Source organism: Variovorax sp. GW822-FHT04A09, from assembly GCF_058801005.1.
The window spans coordinates 54,405-74,381 of sequence record NZ_JBXAMV010000009.1; the positions used below are offsets into that span (position 1 = coordinate 54,405).

Annotated in this window: 21 protein-coding genes; 9 read left to right on the forward strand and 12 right to left on the reverse strand. The window is 66.1% G+C overall.

Annotated elements, in window-relative coordinates; all coding sequences use genetic code 11:
• Positions 1–29: 29 nt before the first annotated feature.
• The 12 genes from AC1RLW_RS30535 to AC1RLW_RS30590 form a co-directional block, all read right to left on the reverse strand.
• Complete coding sequence (locus AC1RLW_RS30535; RefSeq protein WP_159274880.1) at positions 30–902, reverse strand: polyprenyl synthetase family protein; 873 nt, start codon at positions 900–902, stop codon at positions 30–32.
• 73 nt (positions 903–975) lie between these two features.
• Positions 976–2,103, reverse strand: a complete 1,128-nt coding sequence (locus AC1RLW_RS30540) for a Rieske 2Fe-2S domain-containing protein (protein WP_493196167.1) — start codon at positions 2,101–2,103, stop codon at positions 976–978.
• Positions 2,100–3,221 carry a terpene synthase family protein gene (locus AC1RLW_RS30545; RefSeq protein ID WP_159274698.1) on the reverse strand — a complete coding sequence of 374 codons (1,122 nt, stop codon included), beginning with the start codon at positions 3,219–3,221 and terminating at the stop codon, positions 2,100–2,102. The genes AC1RLW_RS30540 and AC1RLW_RS30545 overlap by 4 nt, the downstream gene beginning before the upstream one ends.
• Before the next feature lie 10 nt (positions 3,222–3,231).
• Positions 3,232–4,299 carry a terpene synthase family protein gene (locus AC1RLW_RS30550; RefSeq protein ID WP_159274697.1) on the reverse strand — a complete coding sequence of 356 codons (1,068 nt, stop codon included), beginning with the start codon at positions 4,297–4,299 and terminating at the stop codon, positions 3,232–3,234.
• A gap of 56 nt (positions 4,300–4,355) precedes the next feature.
• Positions 4,356–5,438, reverse strand: a complete 1,083-nt coding sequence (locus AC1RLW_RS30555) for a terpene synthase family protein (RefSeq protein WP_062480108.1) — start codon at positions 5,436–5,438, stop codon at positions 4,356–4,358.
• A gap of 2 nt (positions 5,439–5,440) precedes the next feature.
• Positions 5,441–6,364, reverse strand: coding sequence for an SAM-dependent methyltransferase (locus AC1RLW_RS30560; protein WP_070063790.1), 924 nt, complete (start codon positions 6,362–6,364; stop codon positions 5,441–5,443).
• A 27-nt stretch (positions 6,365–6,391) separates the two neighbouring features.
• Complete coding sequence (locus AC1RLW_RS30565; RefSeq protein WP_062480112.1) at positions 6,392–7,333, reverse strand: SAM-dependent methyltransferase; 942 nt, start codon at positions 7,331–7,333, stop codon at positions 6,392–6,394.
• A 34-nt stretch (positions 7,334–7,367) separates the two neighbouring features.
• Positions 7,368–9,263, reverse strand: coding sequence for a 1-deoxy-D-xylulose-5-phosphate synthase (gene dxs / locus AC1RLW_RS30570; protein ID WP_493196168.1), 1,896 nt, complete (start codon positions 9,261–9,263; stop codon positions 7,368–7,370).
• Positions 9,264–9,674: 411 nt separating this feature from the next.
• Positions 9,675–10,658 (reverse strand): lipoyl synthase, encoded by a 984-nt coding sequence (lipA, locus tag AC1RLW_RS30575; RefSeq protein ID WP_062480166.1) that lies wholly within the window; start codon positions 10,656–10,658, stop codon positions 9,675–9,677.
• 7 nt (positions 10,659–10,665) lie between these two features.
• Positions 10,666–11,283: a lipoyl(octanoyl) transferase LipB gene (gene lipB / locus AC1RLW_RS30580; RefSeq protein WP_493196227.1), complete on the reverse strand. Its 618-nt coding sequence runs from the start codon at positions 11,281–11,283 to the stop codon at positions 10,666–10,668.
• A 56-nt stretch (positions 11,284–11,339) separates the two neighbouring features.
• Positions 11,340–11,651: a YbeD family protein gene (locus AC1RLW_RS30585; protein ID WP_062480170.1), complete on the reverse strand. Its 312-nt coding sequence runs from the start codon at positions 11,649–11,651 to the stop codon at positions 11,340–11,342.
• Complete coding sequence (locus AC1RLW_RS30590) at positions 11,648–12,541, reverse strand: D-amino acid aminotransferase (protein WP_493196169.1); 894 nt, start codon at positions 12,539–12,541, stop codon at positions 11,648–11,650. Before AC1RLW_RS30590 ends, AC1RLW_RS30585 begins: the two co-directional genes overlap by 4 nt.
• Before the next feature lie 137 nt (positions 12,542–12,678).
• Here AC1RLW_RS30590 and AC1RLW_RS30595 point away from each other — a divergent pair, with 137 nt between their 5' ends.
• Genes AC1RLW_RS30595 through AC1RLW_RS30635 form a run of 9 tightly spaced genes read left to right on the forward strand, consistent with a single transcriptional unit; the run spans position 12,679 to position 19,882 of the window.
• Complete coding sequence (locus tag AC1RLW_RS30595) at positions 12,679–13,149, forward strand: ATP synthase subunit I (RefSeq protein WP_056576477.1); 471 nt, start codon at positions 12,679–12,681, stop codon at positions 13,147–13,149.
• A 26-nt stretch (positions 13,150–13,175) separates the two neighbouring features.
• Positions 13,176–14,054: a F0F1 ATP synthase subunit A gene (gene atpB / locus AC1RLW_RS30600; RefSeq protein ID WP_062480174.1), complete on the forward strand. Its 879-nt coding sequence runs from the start codon at positions 13,176–13,178 to the stop codon at positions 14,052–14,054.
• Between the two features lie 49 nt (positions 14,055–14,103).
• Complete coding sequence (atpE, locus tag AC1RLW_RS30605) at positions 14,104–14,373, forward strand: F0F1 ATP synthase subunit C (RefSeq protein ID WP_056576471.1); 270 nt, start codon at positions 14,104–14,106, stop codon at positions 14,371–14,373.
• Between the two features lie 33 nt (positions 14,374–14,406).
• The gene (locus AC1RLW_RS30610) at positions 14,407–14,877 is read left to right on the forward strand and encodes a F0F1 ATP synthase subunit B (RefSeq protein ID WP_062480176.1); all 471 of its coding nucleotides are present in this window, start codon (positions 14,407–14,409) and stop codon (positions 14,875–14,877) included.
• A 7-nt stretch (positions 14,878–14,884) separates the two neighbouring features.
• Positions 14,885–15,415 (forward strand): F0F1 ATP synthase subunit delta, encoded by a 531-nt coding sequence (locus AC1RLW_RS30615; protein WP_062480178.1) that lies wholly within the window; start codon positions 14,885–14,887, stop codon positions 15,413–15,415.
• A gap of 47 nt (positions 15,416–15,462) precedes the next feature.
• Positions 15,463–17,076, forward strand: coding sequence for a F0F1 ATP synthase subunit alpha (atpA, locus tag AC1RLW_RS30620; RefSeq protein ID WP_062480180.1), 1,614 nt, complete (start codon positions 15,463–15,465; stop codon positions 17,074–17,076).
• Positions 17,077–17,109: 33 nt separating this feature from the next.
• Positions 17,110–17,985 (forward strand): F0F1 ATP synthase subunit gamma, encoded by an 876-nt coding sequence (atpG, locus tag AC1RLW_RS30625; RefSeq protein WP_062480182.1) that lies wholly within the window; start codon positions 17,110–17,112, stop codon positions 17,983–17,985.
• A 43-nt stretch (positions 17,986–18,028) separates the two neighbouring features.
• A complete protein-coding gene (atpD, locus tag AC1RLW_RS30630; protein ID WP_062480184.1) occupies positions 18,029–19,444 on the forward strand; it encodes a F0F1 ATP synthase subunit beta in 1,416 nt (471 codons plus the stop codon).
• An 18-nt stretch (positions 19,445–19,462) separates the two neighbouring features.
• A complete protein-coding gene (locus AC1RLW_RS30635) occupies positions 19,463–19,882 on the forward strand; it encodes a F0F1 ATP synthase subunit epsilon (protein WP_062480186.1) in 420 nt (139 codons plus the stop codon).
• The last annotated feature ends 95 nt before the right edge of the window (positions 19,883–19,977 follow it).

The following is a 19,977-nucleotide window of genomic DNA, read 5'->3' on the forward strand; positions in this document are numbered from 1 at the left end:
CCTGGGGCGGGGGCATTCGCAGGTGGGGCTCAGTGCGCGCGCTGGACCACCAGGTCGGCCAGCTGGCCGAGCCGCGCGGCGCGCTCACCGAAGGGTGCGAGCGCCGCATGGGCGCGCGCGTTCAGCGTGCGGGCCAGCGTGCGCGAGGCGTCGAGGCCGAGCATCGAAACGCAGGTCGCCTTGTCGTCGTACGCGTCCTTGCCCGCGGTCTTGCCGAGCGTGGCCGTGTCAGCGGTCGCGTCGAGGATGTCGTCGACCACCTGGAAGGCCAGGCCGATGGCGCTGCTGTAGTCGTCGAGCGCGCGGTACAGCGCGGCGCTGGCCGGCACGTCGGCCGCGCCGCACAGCGCGCCCATGCGCACGGCCGCGCGGATCAGTGCACCGGTCTTCATGCGATGCATCTGCTCGAGTGCGGGTTGGCTCAAGGACCGGCCTGCGCTTTGCAGGTCGATGGCCTGGCCGCCCACGAGCTGGCGCGAGCCGGCCGCCTGCGCCAGCTCGCGCACCAGTGCGATGCGGCGCTCGGCCGGCAGCGGCAGTTCGCTCAGCGTGAGGAAGGCCTGGGCCTGCAGCGCATCGCCCACGAGGATGGCGGTGGCCTCGTCGTAAGCCACATGCACGGTGGGCTTGCCGCGGCGCAGGTCGTCGTCGTCCATCGCGGGCAGGTCGTCGTGCACCAACGAGTAGACGTGGACCATCTCGATCGCGGCGCCCGTGGCGTCGAGCGCGTCGGGTGGTGCGTCCACGAGAGCGCCCGCCGCCTGGCACAGCAGCGGGCGGATGCGCTTGCCGCCGCCGAGCGCGGCGTAGCGCAGCGCTTCGTGCAGGTGCGTGGGCAGGGTCTCGGCCGGCGGCAGGCCGGCGGCGAGTGCGTGCTCGGTGCGGCGGACCGCGTCGTGCATCCAGGTGTCGAAGGAGCCGGCGGGTCCGCTCTGCGGCACCGGGGCCTCGCGGACGTCGCACGGCAGCAGGGCTTCAAGGGGCATGGTGATCTCCCGCATGCTGCAGTGCGCCGGGATCGTCCACGAGGCCGCCCGGATAGAACTGCGACGCCCAGCGCCGGTGGACGATGAGGGTCTTGTCGCCCGCGGTCAGCCTGGGATGCTTGATGAAGCTCTTGGCATTCCATATCGGAAAGTCCGGCTCGATGAACCACCGCATCCATCGGCTGGCGATCGGCGTGAGCACGGCGTAGATCGCGCTCCTCAGCATGCGGGGCGCGCGGCCAAGCCGCACGATGCGAAGCCGGTCCGCGATCGCCAGCTTCCATTTCAGCGGTGCGATCTGCGTGAAGAAGACCTGCGTCTGCAGCCGCACGCCCAGGTCGGGCATCTCGAACGAGCCCATCACATAGCCGACGCCGTAGTTCATGAATTCGCCACGGATGTGCAGCCCCTTCCAGCGGGCCGAGATCGAGATCTCGAACCTGCAGTCCTCCGCCCGGTGAGACATGGTCATGTCCGAGAGCCCGTGGAGCCAGCCGAAATGAACCATGTCGGCGCCGTTCTCCACCGCATCGTGCGCGTAGCCGTCCAGCGTCTTGCGGATGTAGCAGGCCGAAGAAAAGTCGCCGAGGTCGTGGTGCGACACGTCCCACTGGGGAGGGCGGCCCGCATGGTCGACCCACACCAGGACGGCCCCGTCGATTTCCCGGGCGTGGCGCGCGGTCAGCGCGGCGCGCGGCGGTCGCTCGCCATGCCCGGTGCGCACGCAGCCGCCGTCCGGCCCGTAGGCCAGCCCGTGCAGCGGGCACACCAGGTTCTCGCCGTCGACCTTGCCGCCGTGGCCCAGGTGAGCGCCCAGGTGCGGGCAGTACGGCTCGACGACACGGGCGAGCCCGGCGTGCGTGCGGTACAGGACGAGTTCCTGCCCCATGAACGGGACCGTCAGCACCTGCCCGCGCGCGAGCTCGCTGGAGAAGCACCCCAGGAACCAGCCCTCGGCATAGGGCAGCGGGCGGCGTGTTTCGCCCACGGTGCTGCGAAATTGCTGCAGGCCGATGGTGTGCGCGGCCGGGCCGCAGCTTGCCGCGGCGGGCGGCGCGAGATGGCCTGCTTCCTGGAAGGCCGCATCGATCACGCGCGGCATCGTGGGCGGGTTCATGGGAGCGCTCCCGCACGGGCGCGTTCACCCTGGCCTGCGACGTGCAGGGCCGGCGTGCCCCGGCGGGCTTCTTGCGCCGCGGGGTCGTGCGTCCACCACCAGGCGATGCACGGGATGGCGGACGCAGTGGATTCCGCCTTCGGCGCAGGGGCGCCCTGCGGCCCGGCTTCGTCGGGCACGCCGTCCTGCTCGTAGCGCTCGGAGCCGTGGCACCAGTCGAACGTGGCCCTGACGATGCGGCCCAGGCTTTGCACATGGCGTTGCAGCGCGGGCGAGGTGCCGGCGGCGATGAGCTCGCCGCGCAGGCCCAGGAAGAGCTGCATGATCTCCATGTACATGGCGACGGCCCGTGCGCCTGCCACCGCGGGCGAGCATTGGGACCCGTGCTGGATCACGCTGATCAGGTTGTGCCCGCCCTGCTCGCGCGCCACCTCCTTCTCGTACGACACGATGTCGGCGCTCCAGGTGGCCAGCGTGAGCGCCATTTCCGCGAGCGCCCTGACACGGCGATCCTCCAGGAGGTCCGTGGGCACCGCATAGCCTTCGGTGATCGCGGCCAGCGTGGGAAAGGCCAGGCCGCCCCCGCTGTACAGGCGCAGCAACCCGTACTGGTTCAGCGAAGGGACATGGCCCGACGCCACGTTGCCCGCCTTCCAGACCTCGGCAAAGAACCATCCCCGCATGGCGGCCAGCCACTGGGCCATCTGGTCGGCGGTGGCGTGCGCCTCCAGGCGGCGGCGGATGTCGCACATGGCGGCGGCATAGCGGTCGTCGACCTGCGCGCTGTCTTCCGGCGTCTCGATCGCCCGATGGATCATCGCCAGTACGCCGGCCAGCCGGCCGGGTTGCCGGCTCAGCGGACCCTCGTCGCAGTACTCGTCGTCGAACGAGACGTTCCAGATGAAGAAGTCCGAGAGGATCTGCAGGGTCTGCGGCGTGGCGTCGGGCACGATGCGGGCCGCGAGTTCGCCGCAGCCGGAGCGGGCCATGCGGTCGCGTTCGGTGTCGTTCAGGCACAGGGAGAAGCGCCGCATCCAGGCGACCGACTGCGCATCCGCGTGCGCCGCCCCGGGATGAATGGCGCTGGGAATGGGGCACTCGAAGTACGGCAGCTTCATGGCGCGGTCTCTACGACACGTAGACAGAGCCGACCGGTGCCTGCTGCGGGGCGCCTGCGCCCTCCATCTTGTCGGTGCCCGCCAGGCTCACATCCACATGCCGCATGGGCAGCCCGTTCCAGATGTGCCCGTGCCCGCCGTACCGCGGCGATTCGATGTGCCACTGCAGCGTGCCCACCACCATCAGGAGGTAGGTGTCCAGGTACAGGTGCAGGCGCGCGCCCAGCGGGTGATTGGCATAGCGCTCGTGCAGCCGGGCGATCAGGCCGGCCAGCTCTGCGTACATCTCTTCCATCATTTCGCAGACGGCGCTGATGGCCTGCTGCGCATCGAGGCCGCGGGTGTTGCGCATGATGAGGACCGAGCTCAGCGTGTCCTCGGTGGAGTAGTACTCGACGGCATATGAGTACACGTCGTTCGTGAACGCACAGTGCCAGCTGACGAGGTCCACCGCGCGCTTCATGTCGGGGTCCTCGATCAGGTCGGACACGTCGATGTCCAGCACGTATTCCATGGCGGCGATGTAAGGCTGCATGCCGCTGGACATCAGGCGCACCTTGAGGAAGCTCTCCATGTCCTCGTTGGCCCAGTTGTCGCGAAATTCCTTCTCGACCTTGAGGTGGTGCATCCAGCGGGTCCAGCGGCCGCGCAGGCGCTGGTACACCGCGTCGCTGGGCGCATGCTGGCGGATGGTCTGCCAGAGCCCTTCCATGACGCGCGCGTCGTGGGCGTCGGGGTCTTCGGCGATGATCTTCGCGCACTGCTCGGGGTCGCTGGTCGTCAGGTCGTCGCACTGGAAGATCAGCGTCAGGATGCTCGCGTGGTGCGCGACCCGCTCCGGAATGCCGTCCGGAAACACGCTGGCGTCGTAGAGCGAATCCATGCGCTCGATGGCGCCGTGCAGGCTGCCCGGCTCCGGCTTGCCGTAGTTCTCGTACAGCCATTGCGCATGCAGCCGCTTGATGTAGGGGTAGCTCGTGTTGATGCGCGGCCGGATGGCTTTCAACATCTCGGGGATCACGAATTTCGGGGGAGGCTCCAGCGCCGCGGGCGTGGTGCTTTCGAGAACGGCATTCATGCATCTGCTCCTGTGAAATGGATCGAAGTGCGTGGGGATGTCGGTGTGGCGCAGGGTCAGGCGGCGCGCGCGTCGGCCGCCGCGATGTCGTCCAGCGTCGGAGCCGCCGCGATGGTCACTTCGCCGGAAACGAAGCGCTGGTCCGAGAGGTGGTAGCGCCGCGTGATGACGCACCACTCCGCGTTGCCCGAGCTGATGTATTCCAGCTCGCGCACGTAGGCGCGCACGTCGGGGCGCTGCCCAAGGGGGCCGGCGAGCACCTCGTCGCGCGACCGGATCAACGCCTGCTCGTTGCGCGCGCACAGCGCGGCCAGGCGATAGACCGCCTGCTGCAGGTCCCGCCCCTCCTCGCGCATCAGCACCCACATGGCGTTGAGCGAATCCCTCGCCGGCACCTCCTTGCGGAACGAGAAGAAGTCGTTCACCAGGATGACCGCATCCATGGCCGCGGTGCGGACCGCGCGCAGCGATGCGTCTTCGGCCAGCGCATCGGTCATGTCCACGTCCAGGGCGTACTCGGTCAGCATGGTCAGGTACTCGCCGAACGCGTTGTCGCGGCGCAGGTCCATGTAGCCATCCAGCGTCAGCGTGTCCATCTGGTAGGCCAGCGGATCGGCCATGCGCACCAGCTGGCTGCGGATGCCGGCTTTCATGCGCTCCCAGACGCGGGGCTTTTGCGCCAGCTGCGCCTGGATGGGCGGCAGCGTGTCGAACAGGAGCCGCGGCAGCGGCGCACTGGCCGGCGGCAGGATGCCTTCCAGGGCATCGAGGTAGTGGCGCAGGAGTTCGTCGCGCGGGCGTTGGTCGGCGCTCAGCTCCAGGGGCGTGAAGGCATCGTCCATCAGGGTCCCCGCATTCATCATGCGCATGACGGAATAGATGCGGTCCGCTTTCGCGTGCGGGTAGCACAGGCCGCCGTAGGCCGGCACGCGCTGCCCGAGGTAGGCGGCGGTGGCCTTCTCGCTGCGAAAGTGCGCCAGCACATAGGGCCGGTCGTCCACCGCCAGCCGCGCCTCGATGGCGTCGTTCTGCGGGTGCCAGGTGGGTTTGAGCGTGAGGCCCGGGTCGGGGAGATGGACCTTGCTGCCCAGTTCGGGCATGCGGGCCAGGGTTTGGGCGAACGGGGTCGGTTCGGGCATGCTCAGGTCCGCCGCGCAATGAAGCTGAACGACGAGGCTTTGTCCTTGAGCAGCGCGTCCGAGAAGCTCACGGCGATGTCGCGCAGCTCGGTGAACGTGGCGGTCTTGCTGGTCGGGTGGTGCGCGTCCAGGTTGTCCTTGACCAGCCCGTACCAGCGGATCACCTCCGCGTTCGAGGGCAGCACGCGCTGGTCGAGCACCGCGAAGCCGTGGCGCTCGAGCACCTGCTTCACGCCGTCGGGCGTCTTGCGGTAGCCCGACGCGGCGCGGTCGACCTTGTCCGGGATGTGCGACTTGTAGGTCGCCAGGTCCACCTTGTAGAGGCTCTCCGAAATGATGACCGTGCCGCCCGTGCGCATGCGCGCCGACAGCGAGGCCATGGCCTGCTCCAGCACCTCGGGCGTGAAGTGGATGAGGCTGCCGCGCAGGATGGCCAGGTCGTAGGGCACCTGCGCATCGGGCAGCTCGCCGATGTCCTTGGCATTGCACTGGTACAGCCGCACGCGGTCGGCCAGGCCCTCGTGCGCGATGAGTTCGCGCGCGCACTCCAGCTGCGGGCGGCTCACGTTCACGCCGTCGATGCGCGCGCACTGCGGGTAGCGCTGCGCGATGAACTTCAGCACCGGGCCCCAGCCGCAGCCGATGTCGATCGCGCGGCGCACGGTGGCCGGCGAGAGGTCGGCGCCGGCCTGCTCGGCGAGCTCGAACTGGTGCTCCATGTGGCGCCGCCCCGAGGCGTCGAGCGGGAGGTCGTGCGGGTCCATCTTCTCGTCGAACACGCCGTACTGGTACCAGAGCTCGTTGCCGATCGCCTTGCGCCACTGGTCGGGCGTGTCGGCATAGACCTGCTCGATCTTGTCCTGGTAGTGGTCGAGGCTGCGGCTGTGGATGACGTCGATGCCGACGGCTTGCGCGGATGCTTGCATGGTGTGGGCGCTCCTGGTGGGGGAAATTCAGAGGCGTCGCGCGATGACGCTGTAGGTCGAGAACTTGTCCTTGATCAGCGCGACCGAGAGGCTGACCGCCATCACGCGCAGCTCTTCCAGCGGCGGCGGGATGGTGTCGGGCGTGAAGTTCTTCTCGATGTTTTCCTTCACGTCGGTGAACCAGCGCGCCACGTCGATGTTGCGCGGGAGCACGCGCATGTCTTCGACCACGAAGCCGCTTTCTTCGAGCACGCGGCGGAAGTAGGCCGGCGTCTTGCGGTGCTTGCAGGCGAGGCGGTCGACCTCGTCCTCGATGTCGGAGCGGTAGTTGTCCAGCGGGATGTTGTAGAGGTTGTCGGAGATGACGACCTTGGCCCCCGGGCGCATGCGCGCGGCCACCTGCTTCATCGAGCGTTCGTACAGGTCGTTCGGAAAGTGCGAGATGACGCCGCGGATCGTCACCAGGTCGTAGGGCGTGTCGGGGTTGGGCAGCAGGGCGACGTCCTGCGCATCGCACAGGTACAGGTTCACGCGGTCGCTCAGGTGCTGCTGGGCGTGGTAGCGGGCGCAGTGCGCGAGCTGCGTCTCGCTGATGTTGATGCCGTCGAGCTGGCGGCATTGCGGAAAGTGCTCCGCGAGGTAGCGCAGGCCGAAGCCCCAGCCGCAGCCCACGTCGAGGATGCGGCGGATGGGGAACGGCGGGGGCTGGTCCAGGCCCGCGATTTCCATCTGCTGGTCGAAGTAGCGCAGGCCCGATTCGTTGAGCGAGATCGGCGGCACCGAGCGCGGGTCGTCGTAGACGCCGAACTGGAACATCAGGTCCTCGCCGATGGCCTTGCGCCAGTCCTCGGGGTCGTCCTGGTAGGTGTACTCGACCTTGGCGTGGTACGGGTTGGCCTCGGCACCCCGGATCACTTGAAGCGAAGGCGGGGCGGGCGCGTCGATGCGGCGTGCGGTGGCTGTGCTCATCGGGTTCTCCTGTGGCTGGCGGTCACGGTGGGTTTCAGGAAACGAGGCTCATGCGAGCCGTGCGGAACGCGGGGGCGTTGGCATCGAAGAACGCCTGGATCGACTGCACCAGCCCGTCGGCATCCAGGCCGTGGGCTGCAAGCAATCGGGCGCAGTCGCCGTGCTCGACGAACTGGTCGGGCAGGCCGAGTTGCAGCGACGGAATCAGCACGCCCTGCGCGGCCAGCGATTCGAGGCAGGCCGCGCCGGCGCCGCCCATCACGCAGCCTTCTTCGACGGTGACCAGCACGTCGTGGGTCTCGGCGAGCGAGAGCACCAGGTCGGCATCGAGCGGCTTGACGAAGCGCATGTTGGCGACCGTGGCGTCGAGCCGTTCGGCGGCGGCCAGGCTGGGCACGACCATGGTGCCGAAGGCCAGGATGGCGATGCGTGCGCCCATCGGCTGCGTCGATTCGCGCCGCACCTGGCCGCGGCCGATGTGCAGCGGCTGCAGCGCGCGCACGGGCAGCGCGCCGGGCCCGCCGCCGCGCGGGTAGCGCACGGCGGCCGGGCCGTCGTGGCGCAGGGCGGTGTGCAGCATCTGGCGGCACTCGTCCTCGTCGGACGCGGCCATCACGACCATGTTCGGAATGCAGCGCAGGTAGGCGACGTCGAAGGCGCCCATGTGCGTCGCGCCGTCGGCGCCGACGATGCCGGCGCGGTCGACCGCGAACACGACCGGCAGGTTCTGCAAGGCCACGTCGTGGACCAGCTGGTCGTAGGCGCGCTGCAGGAAGGTCGAGTAGATGGCGACCACGGGCCGCATCCCCGCCGCCGCGAGGCCCGCGGCGAAGGTCACGGCGTGCTGCTCGGCGATGCCGACGTCGAAGTAGCGCTCGGGAAAGCGCCGCTCGAAGTCCATCAGCGCCGAGCCCTCGCGCATGGCCGGCGTGATGGCGACCACGCGCGCATCGGCCTCGGCCTCGTCGCAGAGCCAGTCGCTGAAGACCTGGGCGTAGGTCGGCTTGGCGGGGGCGGCTGCCGGGGCGGTCTTGATGCCGGCGGCGGGGTCGAACTTGCCGGGGCCGTGGTACAGGACCGGGTCCTGCTCGGCCGGGCGGTAGCCGTGGCCCTTCTGCGTGACGATGTGCAGCAGCTGCGGACCCGGCTGCGCCTGCAACTTCTGCAGGGCCGGGATCAGCGCGCCCAGGTCGTGGCCGTCGATGGGGCCGGTGTAGTGGAAGCCGAACTGCTCGAACAGGGTGGCGGGCGACAGGCCGAGCTCCGAGGGCTCGCAGGGGGCCAGCGCCGGGCGCATGGCGCGCAATCTTTGCCGGCTGGCTTCATTGGCGCTGGCATAGGCGCGTTCTGAAATCAATCCGCCCAGATAAAGGCGTAGCATGCCGACGGGTGGTGAAATCGACATGTCGTTGTCGTTCAATATCACCAATAAGCGGCCGCAGGCCTGCGTATTGTTCATGGCCTCGAAAGCCATGCCGGCGCTCAAGGCCCCGTCGCCGATCACCGCAATGGCGTGGTCGGTCGAATTGGAAATGCGGGCGGCCTGTGCAAATCCCAGGGCGGCGGAAATGGAGGTGCTGGAATGCGCGGTGCCGAAATGATCGTGCTCGGATTCGGCGCGCCTCGGAAATCCGGAAATACCACCGAATTGGCGCAAGGTGGGCATGGCCTGGCGCCGGCCGGTCAGGATTTTGTGGGCGTAGCTCTGGTGGCCGACGTCCCAGACGATGCGGTCGCGCGGGGTGTCGAACACGTAGTGCAGGGCGACCGTCAGCTCGACCGTGCCCAGATTGGAGGCGAAGTGGCCGCCCGTGCGCGACACGCTGTCGACGATGAAGGATCGCAATTCATCCGCAAGGCCCGGCAATTGAGCAATGCCGAGCTGGCGCAGCGAATGGGGCGAATCGATGGCTTCGAGCAGGGCATGCATTCCGGTTTCTCCGTGAGATGGAAACGCGCGGGCCGTGGCGACTGAATTTTTTATGCGATGCGGTACTTGCTAATTTCGGACAAAACAATGCCTTGGAAATTGATGGTTCAATTTCCTTGTCAAAGCCTCCAAGGGAACCTGAAAGCGCGTCGGCTCCGGGTTTTTAATTCCGGGTCGGGCGAAATCAGGAGGTCAGCGTAGGGGATGGATTTGGCGCGCACAAGCGAATGCGGCTGCAAATTTTTTGATACCCCGGGTTATTTACCCCCGAGGTTTTAATCAGTTTTTTGGATGGCGCGGCGCGCGCGCACGACCGCCACGGCCGTTCCAAAACGGCCGCGGTGCGAGGTCAGGGGGAGAGGAGGGAGGGGGCGCCGACGCCCGCGCATGGCGGGCGGCCGGGCGGTGCCGTCAGACGCCGGCGGCGTGCGCCTGCTGGTCGGCGTGGTAGCTGGAGCGCACCATCGCGCCCACGGCGGCGTGGCTGAAGCCCATCTTGTAGGCCTCTTCCTCGAACATCTTGAAGGTGTCGGGGTGCACGTAGCGGCGCACCGGCAGGTGCGAGCCCGACGGCGACAGGTACTGGCCGATGGTCAGCATGTCGATGTCGTGGGCGCGCATGTCGCGCATCACCTGCAGGATCTCTTCGTCGGTTTCGCCCAGGCCGACCATGATGCCGCTCTTGGTCGGCACGTTCGGGTGCAGCGCCTTGAACTTCTTCAGCAGGTTCAGGCTGAACTGGTAGTCGCTGCCCGGGCGCGCTTCCTTGTACAGGCGCGGCGCGGTTTCCAGGTTGTGGTTCATCACGTCGGGCGGCGCGGCCTTGAGGATTTCCAGCGCGCGGTCGTCGCGGCCGCGGAAGTCGGGCACCAGGATCTCGATCTGCGTCATCGGCGAGAGCTCGCGGATGTTGCTGATGCAGTCGACGAAGTGCTGGCTGCCGCCGTCGCGCAGGTCGTCGCGGTCGACGCTGGTGATCACCACGTACTTCAGGCGCAGCTTGGCGATGGTCTTGGCCAGGTTGAGCGGCTCGTCCTTGTCCAGCGGGTCGGGGCGGCCGTGGCCCACGTCGCAGAACGGGCAGCGGCGCGTGCACTTGTCGCCCATGATCATGAAGGTGGCCGTGCCGTTGCCGAAGCATTCGCCGATGTTCGGGCACGAGGCTTCTTCGCAGACGGTGTGCAGGTTGCTTTCGCGCAGGATCTGCTTGATCTCGTAGAAGCGCGTGGTGGGGCTGCCGGCCTTGACGCGGATCCATTCCGGCTTCTTGAGCACTTCGCCGGTCTGCACCACCTTGACGGGGATGCGCGAGAGCTTGGCCGCGGCCTTCTGCTTGGCCAGCGGGTTGTAGGTTTCGGCGCTCTGGGCGTCGCGGACGACTTCGGTGGTGCTCATTGGTGTGTCAAGGAGCCAGGAAAGCGCCGAGTTTTTGGCTCAGCACTTTGGCGGCTTCTTCCCATGTGGTTTGGACGCCGATTGTAGAAAGGTCGACCGTTTTCAGCCCCGCGTAGCCGCAAGGGTTGATGCGCGAGAAGGGTTCGAGGTCCATCGCGACATTGAGCGACACACCGTGGTAAGTGGCGTGGCGGCTCACCTTGATGCCCAGCGCGGCGATCTTGCCCAGGCCCCGGAACGGGTCGGCGCCGGGCATCGGGCCGGTGAGGGCGGCGTGCGAGAACGGGTCGTCCAGGCGCACGTAGATGCCCGGTGCGCCCGCCACGCGGTGGCCCGTCACGCCGAAGTGGGCGAGCGTGCGCAGCACCGATTCCTCGATGCGGTAGACGTATTCCTTGACGTAGTAGCCCGCGCGCCGCAGGTCGATGAGCGGGTAGGCCACCACCTGTCCCGGGCCGTGGAAGGTGACCTGCCCGCCCCGGTCGGTCTGTACGACCGGGATCGGGCCGGGGGCCAGGATGTGGTCGGTCTTGCCCGCCAGCCCCTGCGTGAACACGGGGTCGTGCTCGCAGATCCATAGCGCGTCGGGCGTCTCGGGCGTGCGCCCCTGCGTGAAGCGCTGCATCGCCGCGTACGTGGCGAGGTAGTCGGCCCGGCCGAGCCACTGCGCTTCGAGGGGCGTCAAAGAACGACTTTCACCATCGGGTGCGCGGACAGGGCGCGGTAGAGGTCGTCGAGCTGCTCGCGGCTGGTGGCGGTGACGGTGATGGTCACGCCCAGGTAGTTGCCGGCCTTGCTGTCGCGCAGCTCGACCGTGGTGGCGTCGAAGGCCGGATCGAAGCGCTCGGCGATCTGTGTGATGGCGTGCACGAAGCCGTCGACCTTCGCGCCCATCACCTTGATGGGGAACTGCGAGGGGTACTCGATCAGCGATTCCTTGCGCGGATCGGGGATCGATGCGGTGTCGGTGGGGGTCGTCGGGGTATCGGTCATGCGGTGGCTCCTGGCGCGTCGGCGTTGCGTTGCTTGGCCTGTTGGTAGGCGGCATACAAGCTCTGGTAGATGGGGCCGGGATGGCCATTGCCAATGGCCTGGCCATCGAGTGTGACAACGGGCAACACTTCCTTGGTGGCCGAGGACAGCAGCAGCTCGTCGGCGCCGAACACCTCGTCGCGCGACACGCGCCGCAGCGCGAAGGGAATGCTGCTGTCCTGGCACAGGCGCTCGAGCAGGCCGTAGCGGATGCCGGTCAGCACGAGGTTGTCCTTGGGCGGGCCGATGAGCGTGCCGTCCTTCACGATCCACACGTTGCTCGACGAGGCCTCGCTGAGCCAGTCGCCGCGGAACATCACGGTCTCGGTCGCGCCGGCCTCGACGCTGATCTGCCGTGCGAGCACCGCGCCCAGCAGGCTGGTGCTCTTGATGTGGGCCTTCTGCCAGCGGAAGTCGTCGGCGGTGACGCAGGCCACGCCCTTGGCGCGCACCGCATCGGCCACGGGCGGCAGGGGGTTCACCATCGCGAACACGGTGGGGCGCAGGCCGCGCACCATGACGTGGTCGCGTGGTGCCACGCCGCGCGAGACCTGGAAGTAGATCGCCTGCGGTGCCTTGCCCTGCGGCGCGGCAAGCCGCGTGGCGATGGCGCGCCATTCGTCGCGGGTGTAGGGGTTGTCGATCTGCAGCTCGGCCAGCGAACGCTCGAGGCGCGCGATGTGTTCATCGAAGCAGAAGGGCGCGCCGAAGTAGACGGGGATCACTTCATAGATGCCGTCGCCGAAGATGAAGCCGCGGTCGAGGACGCTGATCTTCGCGTCGCGCAGAGGGGTGAATTCGCCGTTGAGAAAGCACGGCGTGTCGGGCAGTGCCGAGGTGATGTCTTGCATCCGCAAATTATGGGCGGACGCCACACTCGGTGCAGAACTGTCGACGAAGTGTCACGTTATGGCGGGACCCCGCTAGGTTTTACTTATAATCAATGGCTTTGTAAAATTCTCCGGGGACAAACACGGGGTGCATTCGAATGACAACCAACGCCCCTGTCCCTGAGGTTGACGCCGAAGAATCCGATTTCAAGCCACTCACGGCCGAAGAGGCCCAGAAGTTGCGCGAGCAAAACCCCGAGCTGTCACCCTGGTGGGTGATCGCAGCCCAAGTGGCTGCAGGCGTGGTGGTAGCTTGCCTGGCGTGGATCTGGACGGCGCGATCCGAGGCTGCAATCTCGGCGTTTTACGGAGCCATGACAGTAGCGATCCCCGCGGCCTTGTTTGTCCGCGGTGTCCGGCGCAAACCGGGCATGCCGTCGCAGGCTGTCATGTTGAGGTTTTTTGTGTGGGAGATGATCAAGATCGCGCTGACCGTTGCCTTGCTGGCCGCGGCGCCGTGGCTGATCGGGGGGCTCGTCTGGCTGGCCATGGTGGCTGGCGTGGTGGTCGCCATGAAGATGTACTGGGTGGCACTGCTGGTGCGGCCCAAATTTTTGAACCGGATTTGACTGTTTTGGAAGAGAGACGCTGAAAGATGGCCGCCGAAGGACACGCCCCGACCGCGAGTGAATACATCGTTCACCACCTCCAGCACTGGCAAGTCGACTGGAGCCTCAAGCCCGTCGTTCAATCCGCCATTGTTGACTTCAACGTCATCAACCTCGACTCGGTGCTCTACGCGCTGATCATCGGCGCGTTGGGTTGCTTCGTGCTGTGGCTGGCTGCCCGCAAGGCAACGCCCGGCGTGCCCGGCCGTTTCCAGGCGGCGGTCGAGATCCTGGTCGAGATGGTGGACAACCAGGCCAAAGCCAACGTGCACAACGCTGCGAGCCGCAAGTTCATCGCCCCGCTGGCGCTCACCGTGTTCGTCTGGATCTTCCTGCTGAACGCGATGGACATGCTGCCGGTCGACCTGCTGCCGGCCATCTGGACCCAGGTCTACTCGGCGCTGGGCCACGATCCGCACCACGCCTACATGCGTGCCGTGCCGACCGCCGACCTCTCGACCACGCTCGGTCTTTCCACTTCCGTGCTGCTCCTGTGCCTCTTCTACAGCGTCAAGGTCAAGGGCCTGGGCGGCTGGGGCCACGAGCTGATCACCGCGCCTTTCGGTGCCCACCCTCTGCTGTGGCCCGTCAACCTGCTGATGCAGGTCATCGAGTACCTGGCCAAGACGGTCTCGCACGGCATGCGGTTGTTCGGCAACATGTATGCGGGCGAGCTCGTCTTCATGCTCATCGCCCTCATGGGCGGTGCCATGGCGGCCTCGTTCTCCGGTGTGATGCTGCCCATCGGGCACATCATTGCCGGCACCGTCTGGGCGATCTTCCACATCCTGGTGATCACGCTGCAGGCTTTCATCTTCATGATGCTGACCCTGATCTATCTGGGCCAGGCGCATGAGGCGCATTGAGTTTCCCTTTTTCTTTTCGTTTGCTTTAAATCTGTTCTAAGGAGTCATCATGGAAAACATTCTCGGTCTCGTCGCTCTCGCTTGTGGTCTGATCGTCGGTCTCGGCGCCATCGGTGCTTCCATCGGCATCGCGCTGATGGGTGGCAAGTTCCTGGAATCGTCGGCCCGTCAACCTGAGCTCATGAACGACCTGCAGACCAAGATGTTCATCTTGGCTGGTCTGATCGACGCGGCCTTCCTGATCGGCGTGGCCATCGCCCTGCTGTTCGCCTTCGCCAACCCGTTCGCCGCGACCCTGCTGGCCAACCTGCCCAAGTAAGCCGGTTCAACGCCACTCCAGAAAGGTGTTGCCGTGAGTATCAACGCGACCCTGTTCGTTCAGGCCATCGTCTTCCTGCTGCTGGTGCTGTTCACGATGAAATTCGTGTGGCCGCCCATCGCGAAGGCTTTGGATGAACGCGCACAAAAGATCGCTGCGGGCCTGGCGGCCGCCGAGAAGGCCAAGGCTGAACTCGCTTCCGCCAACCAGCGCGTCGAGCAGGAACTGGTTCAGTCTCGCAACGAGACCACCAGCCGCCTGGCCGATGCCGAGCGCCGCGCCCAGCAGATCATCGAAGAGGCCAAGGGCCGTGCAACGGTGGAGGCCAACAAGATCGTGGCCGACGCGCACGCCGAAGCCGAACAGCAGTCCGTGCGTGCCCGTGAAGCCCTGCGTGAGCAGGTTGCTGCACTGGCCGTCAAGGGTGCCGAGCAGATTCTCCGCAAGGAAGTCAACGCCGGTGTCCACGCCGACCTGCTCCAGCGCCTGAAGACCGAGCTCTGAGGACGATATGGCCGAACTTGCGACCATTGCCCGCCCCTACGCGGACGCGCTCTTCGGGGCTACTTCGAGCGACCTCGAAGGCACGGCCGGATGGATCGGCCAGCTGGCCGCCATCACTGCCGATCCGCAGCTCCTGCAGTTCGCTGCCGACCCGAAGGTGTCGCCGGAACAGATCTTCGATCTGATCTCCGGGCTGCTGCCGCAAGCCTTGCCGGACACCGGCAAGAACTTCCTGCGCACGGTGATCGACAACGGCCGGCTTGCTGCATTGCCTGAAGTCGCGGCCCAGTACCGCGAGCTCAAGAACGCCAAGGGCGGCACGGCCGACGCGGTGATCTACAGCGCCTTCCCGATCGACGCGGCGAGTCTCGCCGAGGTCGCCGTGGCACTGCAGCGCCGTTTCGGTCGCCCGCTGAACACGCGTGTGGAATCCGATCCTTCGCTGATCGGCGGCATCCGTGTGGTGGTGGGGGACGAAGTCCTCGACACCTCCGTCAAGGCGCGTCTCGAACAAATGAAAGCAGCGCTCACCGCCTGAGGCGGCGAGCCGCGGTTGGCCCTATTTATTGAAAGAAGGAAAGAGTCATGCAACTCAATCCCGCAGAAATTTCCGAACTGATCAAGAGCCGTATCGAAGGCCTTGGCGTCAGCGCCGACATCCGCAACCAGGGCACCGTGGTCTCGGTGACCGACGGCATCGTGCGCGTGCACGGCCTGTCGGACGCGATGCAAGGCGAAATGCTGGAATTCCCGCCCACGGCTGACGGCACGCCGTCGTTCGGCTTGGCGCTGAACCTTGAGCGCGACTCGGTCGGCGCCGTGATTCTGGGCGAGTACGAGCACATCTCCGAAGGCGACACCGTCAAGTGCACGGGCCGCATCCTGGAAGTGCCCGTGGGCCCCGAGCTCATCGGCCGCGTGGTGAATGCACTGGGCCAGCCGATCGACGGCAAGGGTCCGATCAACGCCAAGATGACCGACGTGATCGAAAAGGTTGCACCTGGCGTGATCGCACGGAAGTCCGTGGACCAGCCGATGCAGACCGGCCTGAAGTCGATCGACTCGATGGTGCCCGTCGGCCGTGGCCAGCGCGAGCTGATCATCGGCGACCGCCAGACCGGCAAGACGGCCGTGGCGATCGACGCGATCATCAACCAGAAGGGTCAGAACATGACCTGCGTCTACGTTGCGATCGGCCAGAAGGCTTCGTCGATCAAGAACGTGGTGCGCTCGCTGGAACAAGCCGGCGCGATGGACTACACCATCGTGGTGGCCGCATCGGCTTCCGAATCGGCTGCCATGCAGTACGTGTCGGCCTACTCGGGCTGCACGATGGGCGAGTACTTCCGCGACCGCGGCCAGGACGCCCTGATCGTCTATGACGACCTGTCCAAGCAGGCCGTGGCCTACCGTCAGGTGTCGCTGCTGCTGCGCCGCCCGCCAGGCCGCGAAGCCTACCCCGGCGACGTGTTCTATCTCCACAGCCGTCTGCTCGAGCGCGCAGCCCGCGTGAACGCCGACTACGTCGAAGCCTTCACCAAGGGTGAAGTCAAGGGCAAGACCGGTTCGCTGACGGCACTGCCGATCATCGAAACGCAAGCTGGCGACGTGTCCGCTTTCGTTCCGACCAACGTGATCTCGATCACCGACGGCCAGATCTTCCTGGAAACCAGCCTGTTCAACGCCGGCATCCGTCCCGCCATCAACGCCGGTATCTCGGTGTCGCGCGTGGGCTCGTCGGCGCAGACCAACCTGATCAAGAACCAGTCGGGCGGTATCCGTACCGACCTGGCCCAGTACCGTGAACTGGCCGCGTTCGCGCAGTTCGCTTCCGACCTGGACGAAGCGACCCGCAAGCAACTCGACCGCGGTGCGCGCGTGACGGAACTGCTCAAGCAGACCCAGTACAGCCCGCTGCCGATCTCGCTGATGAATGCCACGCTGTTCGCAGTGAACAAGGGCTTCATGGACGACATCGACGTCAAGAAGGTGCTCCCGTTCGAACACGGCTTCCACCAGCTGCTGAAGACGAGCCACGCCGCCCTGCTCGAAACCATGGAAAAGCATGGTGCCAAGTGGGACGTCAAGCCGGCCAAGCCGGACGACAGCGCGGAAAAGCAGGCCTTCAAGAAGGTGTGCCAGGACGCCGAAGCCGAACTGCTGGCAGCAGCCACCTCGTTCAAGAAGTCGTTCGCCTGAGCGACCTTTTGACCGACGCAAGAAGGAGCTCATATGGCAGCTGGTAAGGAAATCCGCGGCAAGATCAAATCGGTGGAGAACACCAAGAAGATCACCAAGGCCATGGAAATGGTCTCGGTTTCCAAGATGCGCAAGGCGCAAGAGCGCATGCGTGCCGCACGCCCCTACAGCGAGAAGATCCGCAACATCGCGGCGAACCTTGGCAAGGCGAATCCCGAGTACACGCACGCCTTCATGAAGAAGAACGACGCCAAGGCGATCGGCTTCATCATCGTGACGAGCGACAAGGGCCTGTGCGGTGGCTTGAACACCAACCTGCTGCGCGCCGTGACAGCCAAGCTGCGCGAAGCGCAGTCGGCCGGCGTGGCGATCGAGTCGGTCGCCATCGGCAGCAAGGGCCTGGGCTTCCTGAACCGCATCGGTGCCCGCGTGGTGGCGCACGTCACCCACCTGGGTGACACGCCGCATCTGGACAAGCTCATCGGCCCGGTCAAGACGCTGCTGGACGCTTACGCGGAAGGCAAGCTCTCGGCCGTGTACCTGTGCTACACGAAGTTCATCAACACGATCAAGCAGGAGCCGCTCGTCGAGCAGCTGCTGCCGCTGGCCGCTGACTCGCTGCAAGTCGAGGAAGGCCAGCATTCGTGGGACTACATCTACGAGCCCGATGCGCAAAGCGTGATCGACGAGCTGCTGGTCCGCTATGTCGAGTCGCTGGTTTACCAGGGCGTGGCAGAAAACATGGCGTCCGAGCATTCGGCGCGGATGGTGGCCATGAAGGCTGCCACCGACAACGCAGGCAATGTGATCAGCGAGCTGAAGCTGGTCTACAACAAGACCCGCCAGGCCGGCATCACCAAGGAGCTCTCGGAAATCGTTTCGGGCGCTGCGGCGGCCGCCGGTGTCTGAGCCCTTCGGACCTCAACAGATTTAAATTTTTATCGGAGCAGACATGGCTCAAGCAGAAGCAGTTCAAGGCAAGATCGTTCAGTGTATTGGCGCTGTGGTCGACGTGGAATTCCCGCGCGACAAGATGCCCAAGATCTACGACGCCCTCAAGTTCGAAGGCAGCGCACTGACGCTCGAAGTCCAGCAGCAGCTCGGCGACGGCGTGGTCCGCACGATTGCGCTGGGTTCTTCCGACGGCCTGCGCCGCGGCCTGATCGTGACCAACACGCAAGCCCCCATCACCGTGCCCGTGGGCAAGGCGACGCTGGGCCGCATCATGGACGTGCTGGGCGCGCCCATCGACGAGCGTGGTCCGGTCGACCAGACGCTGACCGCCTCCATCCACCGCAAGGCCCCCGCGTACGACGAACTGTCGCCCTCGCAGGACCTGTTGGAAACCGGCATCAAGGTGATCGACCTGGTGTGCCCGTTCGCCAAGGGCGGCAAGGTGGGCCTGTTCGGTGGTGCCGGCGTGGGCAAGACCGTGAACATGATGGAACTCATCAACAACATCGCCAAGGCCCACTCGGGTCTGTCGGTGTTCGCTGGTGTGGGCGAACGTACCCGTGAAGGCAACGACTTCTATCACGAGATGGCCGACTCCGGCGTCGTGAACCTCGAGAAGCTCGAAGACTCCAAGGTCGCCATGGTCTACGGCCAGATGAACGAGCCCCCGGGCAACCGTCTGCGCGTGGCCCTGACCGGCCTGACCATCGCCGAGTCGTTCCGCGACGAAGGCCGCGACGTGCTGTTCTTCGTGGACAACATCTACCGCTACACGCTGGCCGGTACCGAAGTGTCGGCACTGCTGGGCCGCATGCCTTCCGCCGTGGGCTACCAGCCGACGCTGGCCGAGGAAATGGGCCGTCTGCAAGAGCGGATCACGTCGACCAAGGTCGGCTCGATCACCTCGATCCAGGCCGTGTACGTCCCTGCCGACGACTTGACCGACCCGTCGCCTGCCACGACCTTCGCTCACTTGGACTCGACCGTGGTGCTGTCGCGTGACATCGCTTCGCTGGGTATCTACCCCGCCGTGGACCCGCTGGACTCGACCTCGCGCCAGCTCGACCCGAACGTGGTCGGCGAAGAGCACTACAACGTGGCCCGCGCCGTGCAAGGCACGCTGCAGCGCTACAAGGAACTGCGCGACATCATCGCGATTCTGGGCATGGACGAACTGGCCCCCGACGACAAGCTCGCCGTGGCCCGCGCTCGCAAGATCCAGCGTTTCCTGTCGCAGCCGTTCCACGTGGCCGAAGTGTTCACGGGTTCGCCGGGCAAGTACGTGCCGCTGTCGGAAACCATCCGCGGCTTCAAGATGATCGTGAACGGCGAAGCCGACCACCTGCCGGAACAAGCGTTCTACATGGTCGGCACCATCGACGAAGCGTTCGAAAAAGCCAAGAAGGTCGCCTAAGGCGGCATGGGAACTCAGATGGCAAACACCATTCACGTCGACGTGGTCAGCGCGGAAGAGTCGATCTTCTCGGGCGAAGCCAAGTTCGTCGCGCTGCCCGGTGAAGCCGGTGAGCTCGGCATCTATCCGCGTCACACGCCGCTGATCACGCGCATCCGTCCCGGCGCCGTGCGCATCGAGACGGCCGACGGCGGCGAAGAGTTCGTCTTCGTGGCCGGTGGCATCCTCGAAGTGCAGCCCGACGCCGTCACCGTGCTGTCCGACACCGCGATCCGCGGCAAGGACCTCGACGACGAGAAGGCCAACAAGGCCAAGGCGGCCGCCGAGGAAGCGTTGAAGAACGCGAAGAGCGACATCGACATCGCGATGGCGCAGTCGGAACTGGCCGTGATGGCTGCGCAGATCGCTGCGCTGCGCAAGTACCGCCAAAAGAAGTAAATCAAAGCCGCTGCCTCGGGCAGAAGCCAAGAAAAAGCCGCCTCCGGGCGGCTTTTTTTCGTCCGTCCGAGCCAGGATGAAGGTGCATTCGATCT

Bases quoted from the DNA above. Each gene is read 5' to 3' on its own strand.
- AC1RLW_RS30535 (WP_159274880.1), bottom strand. From the start codon at position 902: ATGCACGACGCGGTCCGCCGCACCGAGCACGCACTCGCCGCCGGCCTG.
- AC1RLW_RS30540 (WP_493196167.1), bottom strand. From the start codon at position 2,103: ATGAACCCGCCCACGATGCCGCGCGTGATCGATGCGGCCTTCCAGGAA.
- AC1RLW_RS30545 (WP_159274698.1), bottom strand. From the start codon at position 3,221: ATGAAGCTGCCGTACTTCGAGTGCCCCATTCCCAGCGCCATTCATCCC.
- AC1RLW_RS30550 (WP_159274697.1), bottom strand. From the start codon at position 4,299: ATGAATGCCGTTCTCGAAAGCACCACGCCCGCGGCGCTGGAGCCTCCC.
- AC1RLW_RS30555 (WP_062480108.1), bottom strand. From the start codon at position 5,438: ATGCCCGAACCGACCCCGTTCGCCCAAACCCTGGCCCGCATGCCCGAA.
- AC1RLW_RS30560 (WP_070063790.1), bottom strand. From the start codon at position 6,364: ATGCAAGCATCCGCGCAAGCCGTCGGCATCGACGTCATCCACAGCCGC.
- AC1RLW_RS30565 (WP_062480112.1), bottom strand. From the start codon at position 7,333: ATGAGCACAGCCACCGCACGCCGCATCGACGCGCCCGCCCCGCCTTCG.
- dxs (WP_493196168.1), bottom strand. From the start codon at position 9,263: ATGCATGCCCTGCTCGAAGCCATCGATTCGCCCCATTCGCTGCGCCAG.
- lipA (WP_062480166.1), bottom strand. From the start codon at position 10,658: ATGAGCACCACCGAAGTCGTCCGCGACGCCCAGAGCGCCGAAACCTAC.
- lipB (WP_493196227.1), bottom strand. From the start codon at position 11,283: ATGCAGCGCTTCACGCAGGGGCGCACGCCCGAGACGCCCGACGCGCTA.
- AC1RLW_RS30585 (WP_062480170.1), bottom strand. From the start codon at position 11,651: ATGACCGATACCCCGACGACCCCCACCGACACCGCATCGATCCCCGAT.
- AC1RLW_RS30590 (WP_493196169.1), bottom strand. From the start codon at position 12,541: ATGCAAGACATCACCTCGGCACTGCCCGACACGCCGTGCTTTCTCAAC.
- AC1RLW_RS30595 (WP_056576477.1), top strand. From the start codon at position 12,679: ATGACAACCAACGCCCCTGTCCCTGAGGTTGACGCCGAAGAATCCGAT.
- atpB (WP_062480174.1), top strand. From the start codon at position 13,176: ATGGCCGCCGAAGGACACGCCCCGACCGCGAGTGAATACATCGTTCAC.
- atpE (WP_056576471.1), top strand. From the start codon at position 14,104: ATGGAAAACATTCTCGGTCTCGTCGCTCTCGCTTGTGGTCTGATCGTC.
- AC1RLW_RS30615 (WP_062480178.1), top strand. From the start codon at position 14,885: ATGGCCGAACTTGCGACCATTGCCCGCCCCTACGCGGACGCGCTCTTC.
- atpA (WP_062480180.1), top strand. From the start codon at position 15,463: ATGCAACTCAATCCCGCAGAAATTTCCGAACTGATCAAGAGCCGTATC.
- atpG (WP_062480182.1), top strand. From the start codon at position 17,110: ATGGCAGCTGGTAAGGAAATCCGCGGCAAGATCAAATCGGTGGAGAAC.
- atpD (WP_062480184.1), top strand. From the start codon at position 18,029: ATGGCTCAAGCAGAAGCAGTTCAAGGCAAGATCGTTCAGTGTATTGGC.
- AC1RLW_RS30635 (WP_062480186.1), top strand. From the start codon at position 19,463: ATGGCAAACACCATTCACGTCGACGTGGTCAGCGCGGAAGAGTCGATC.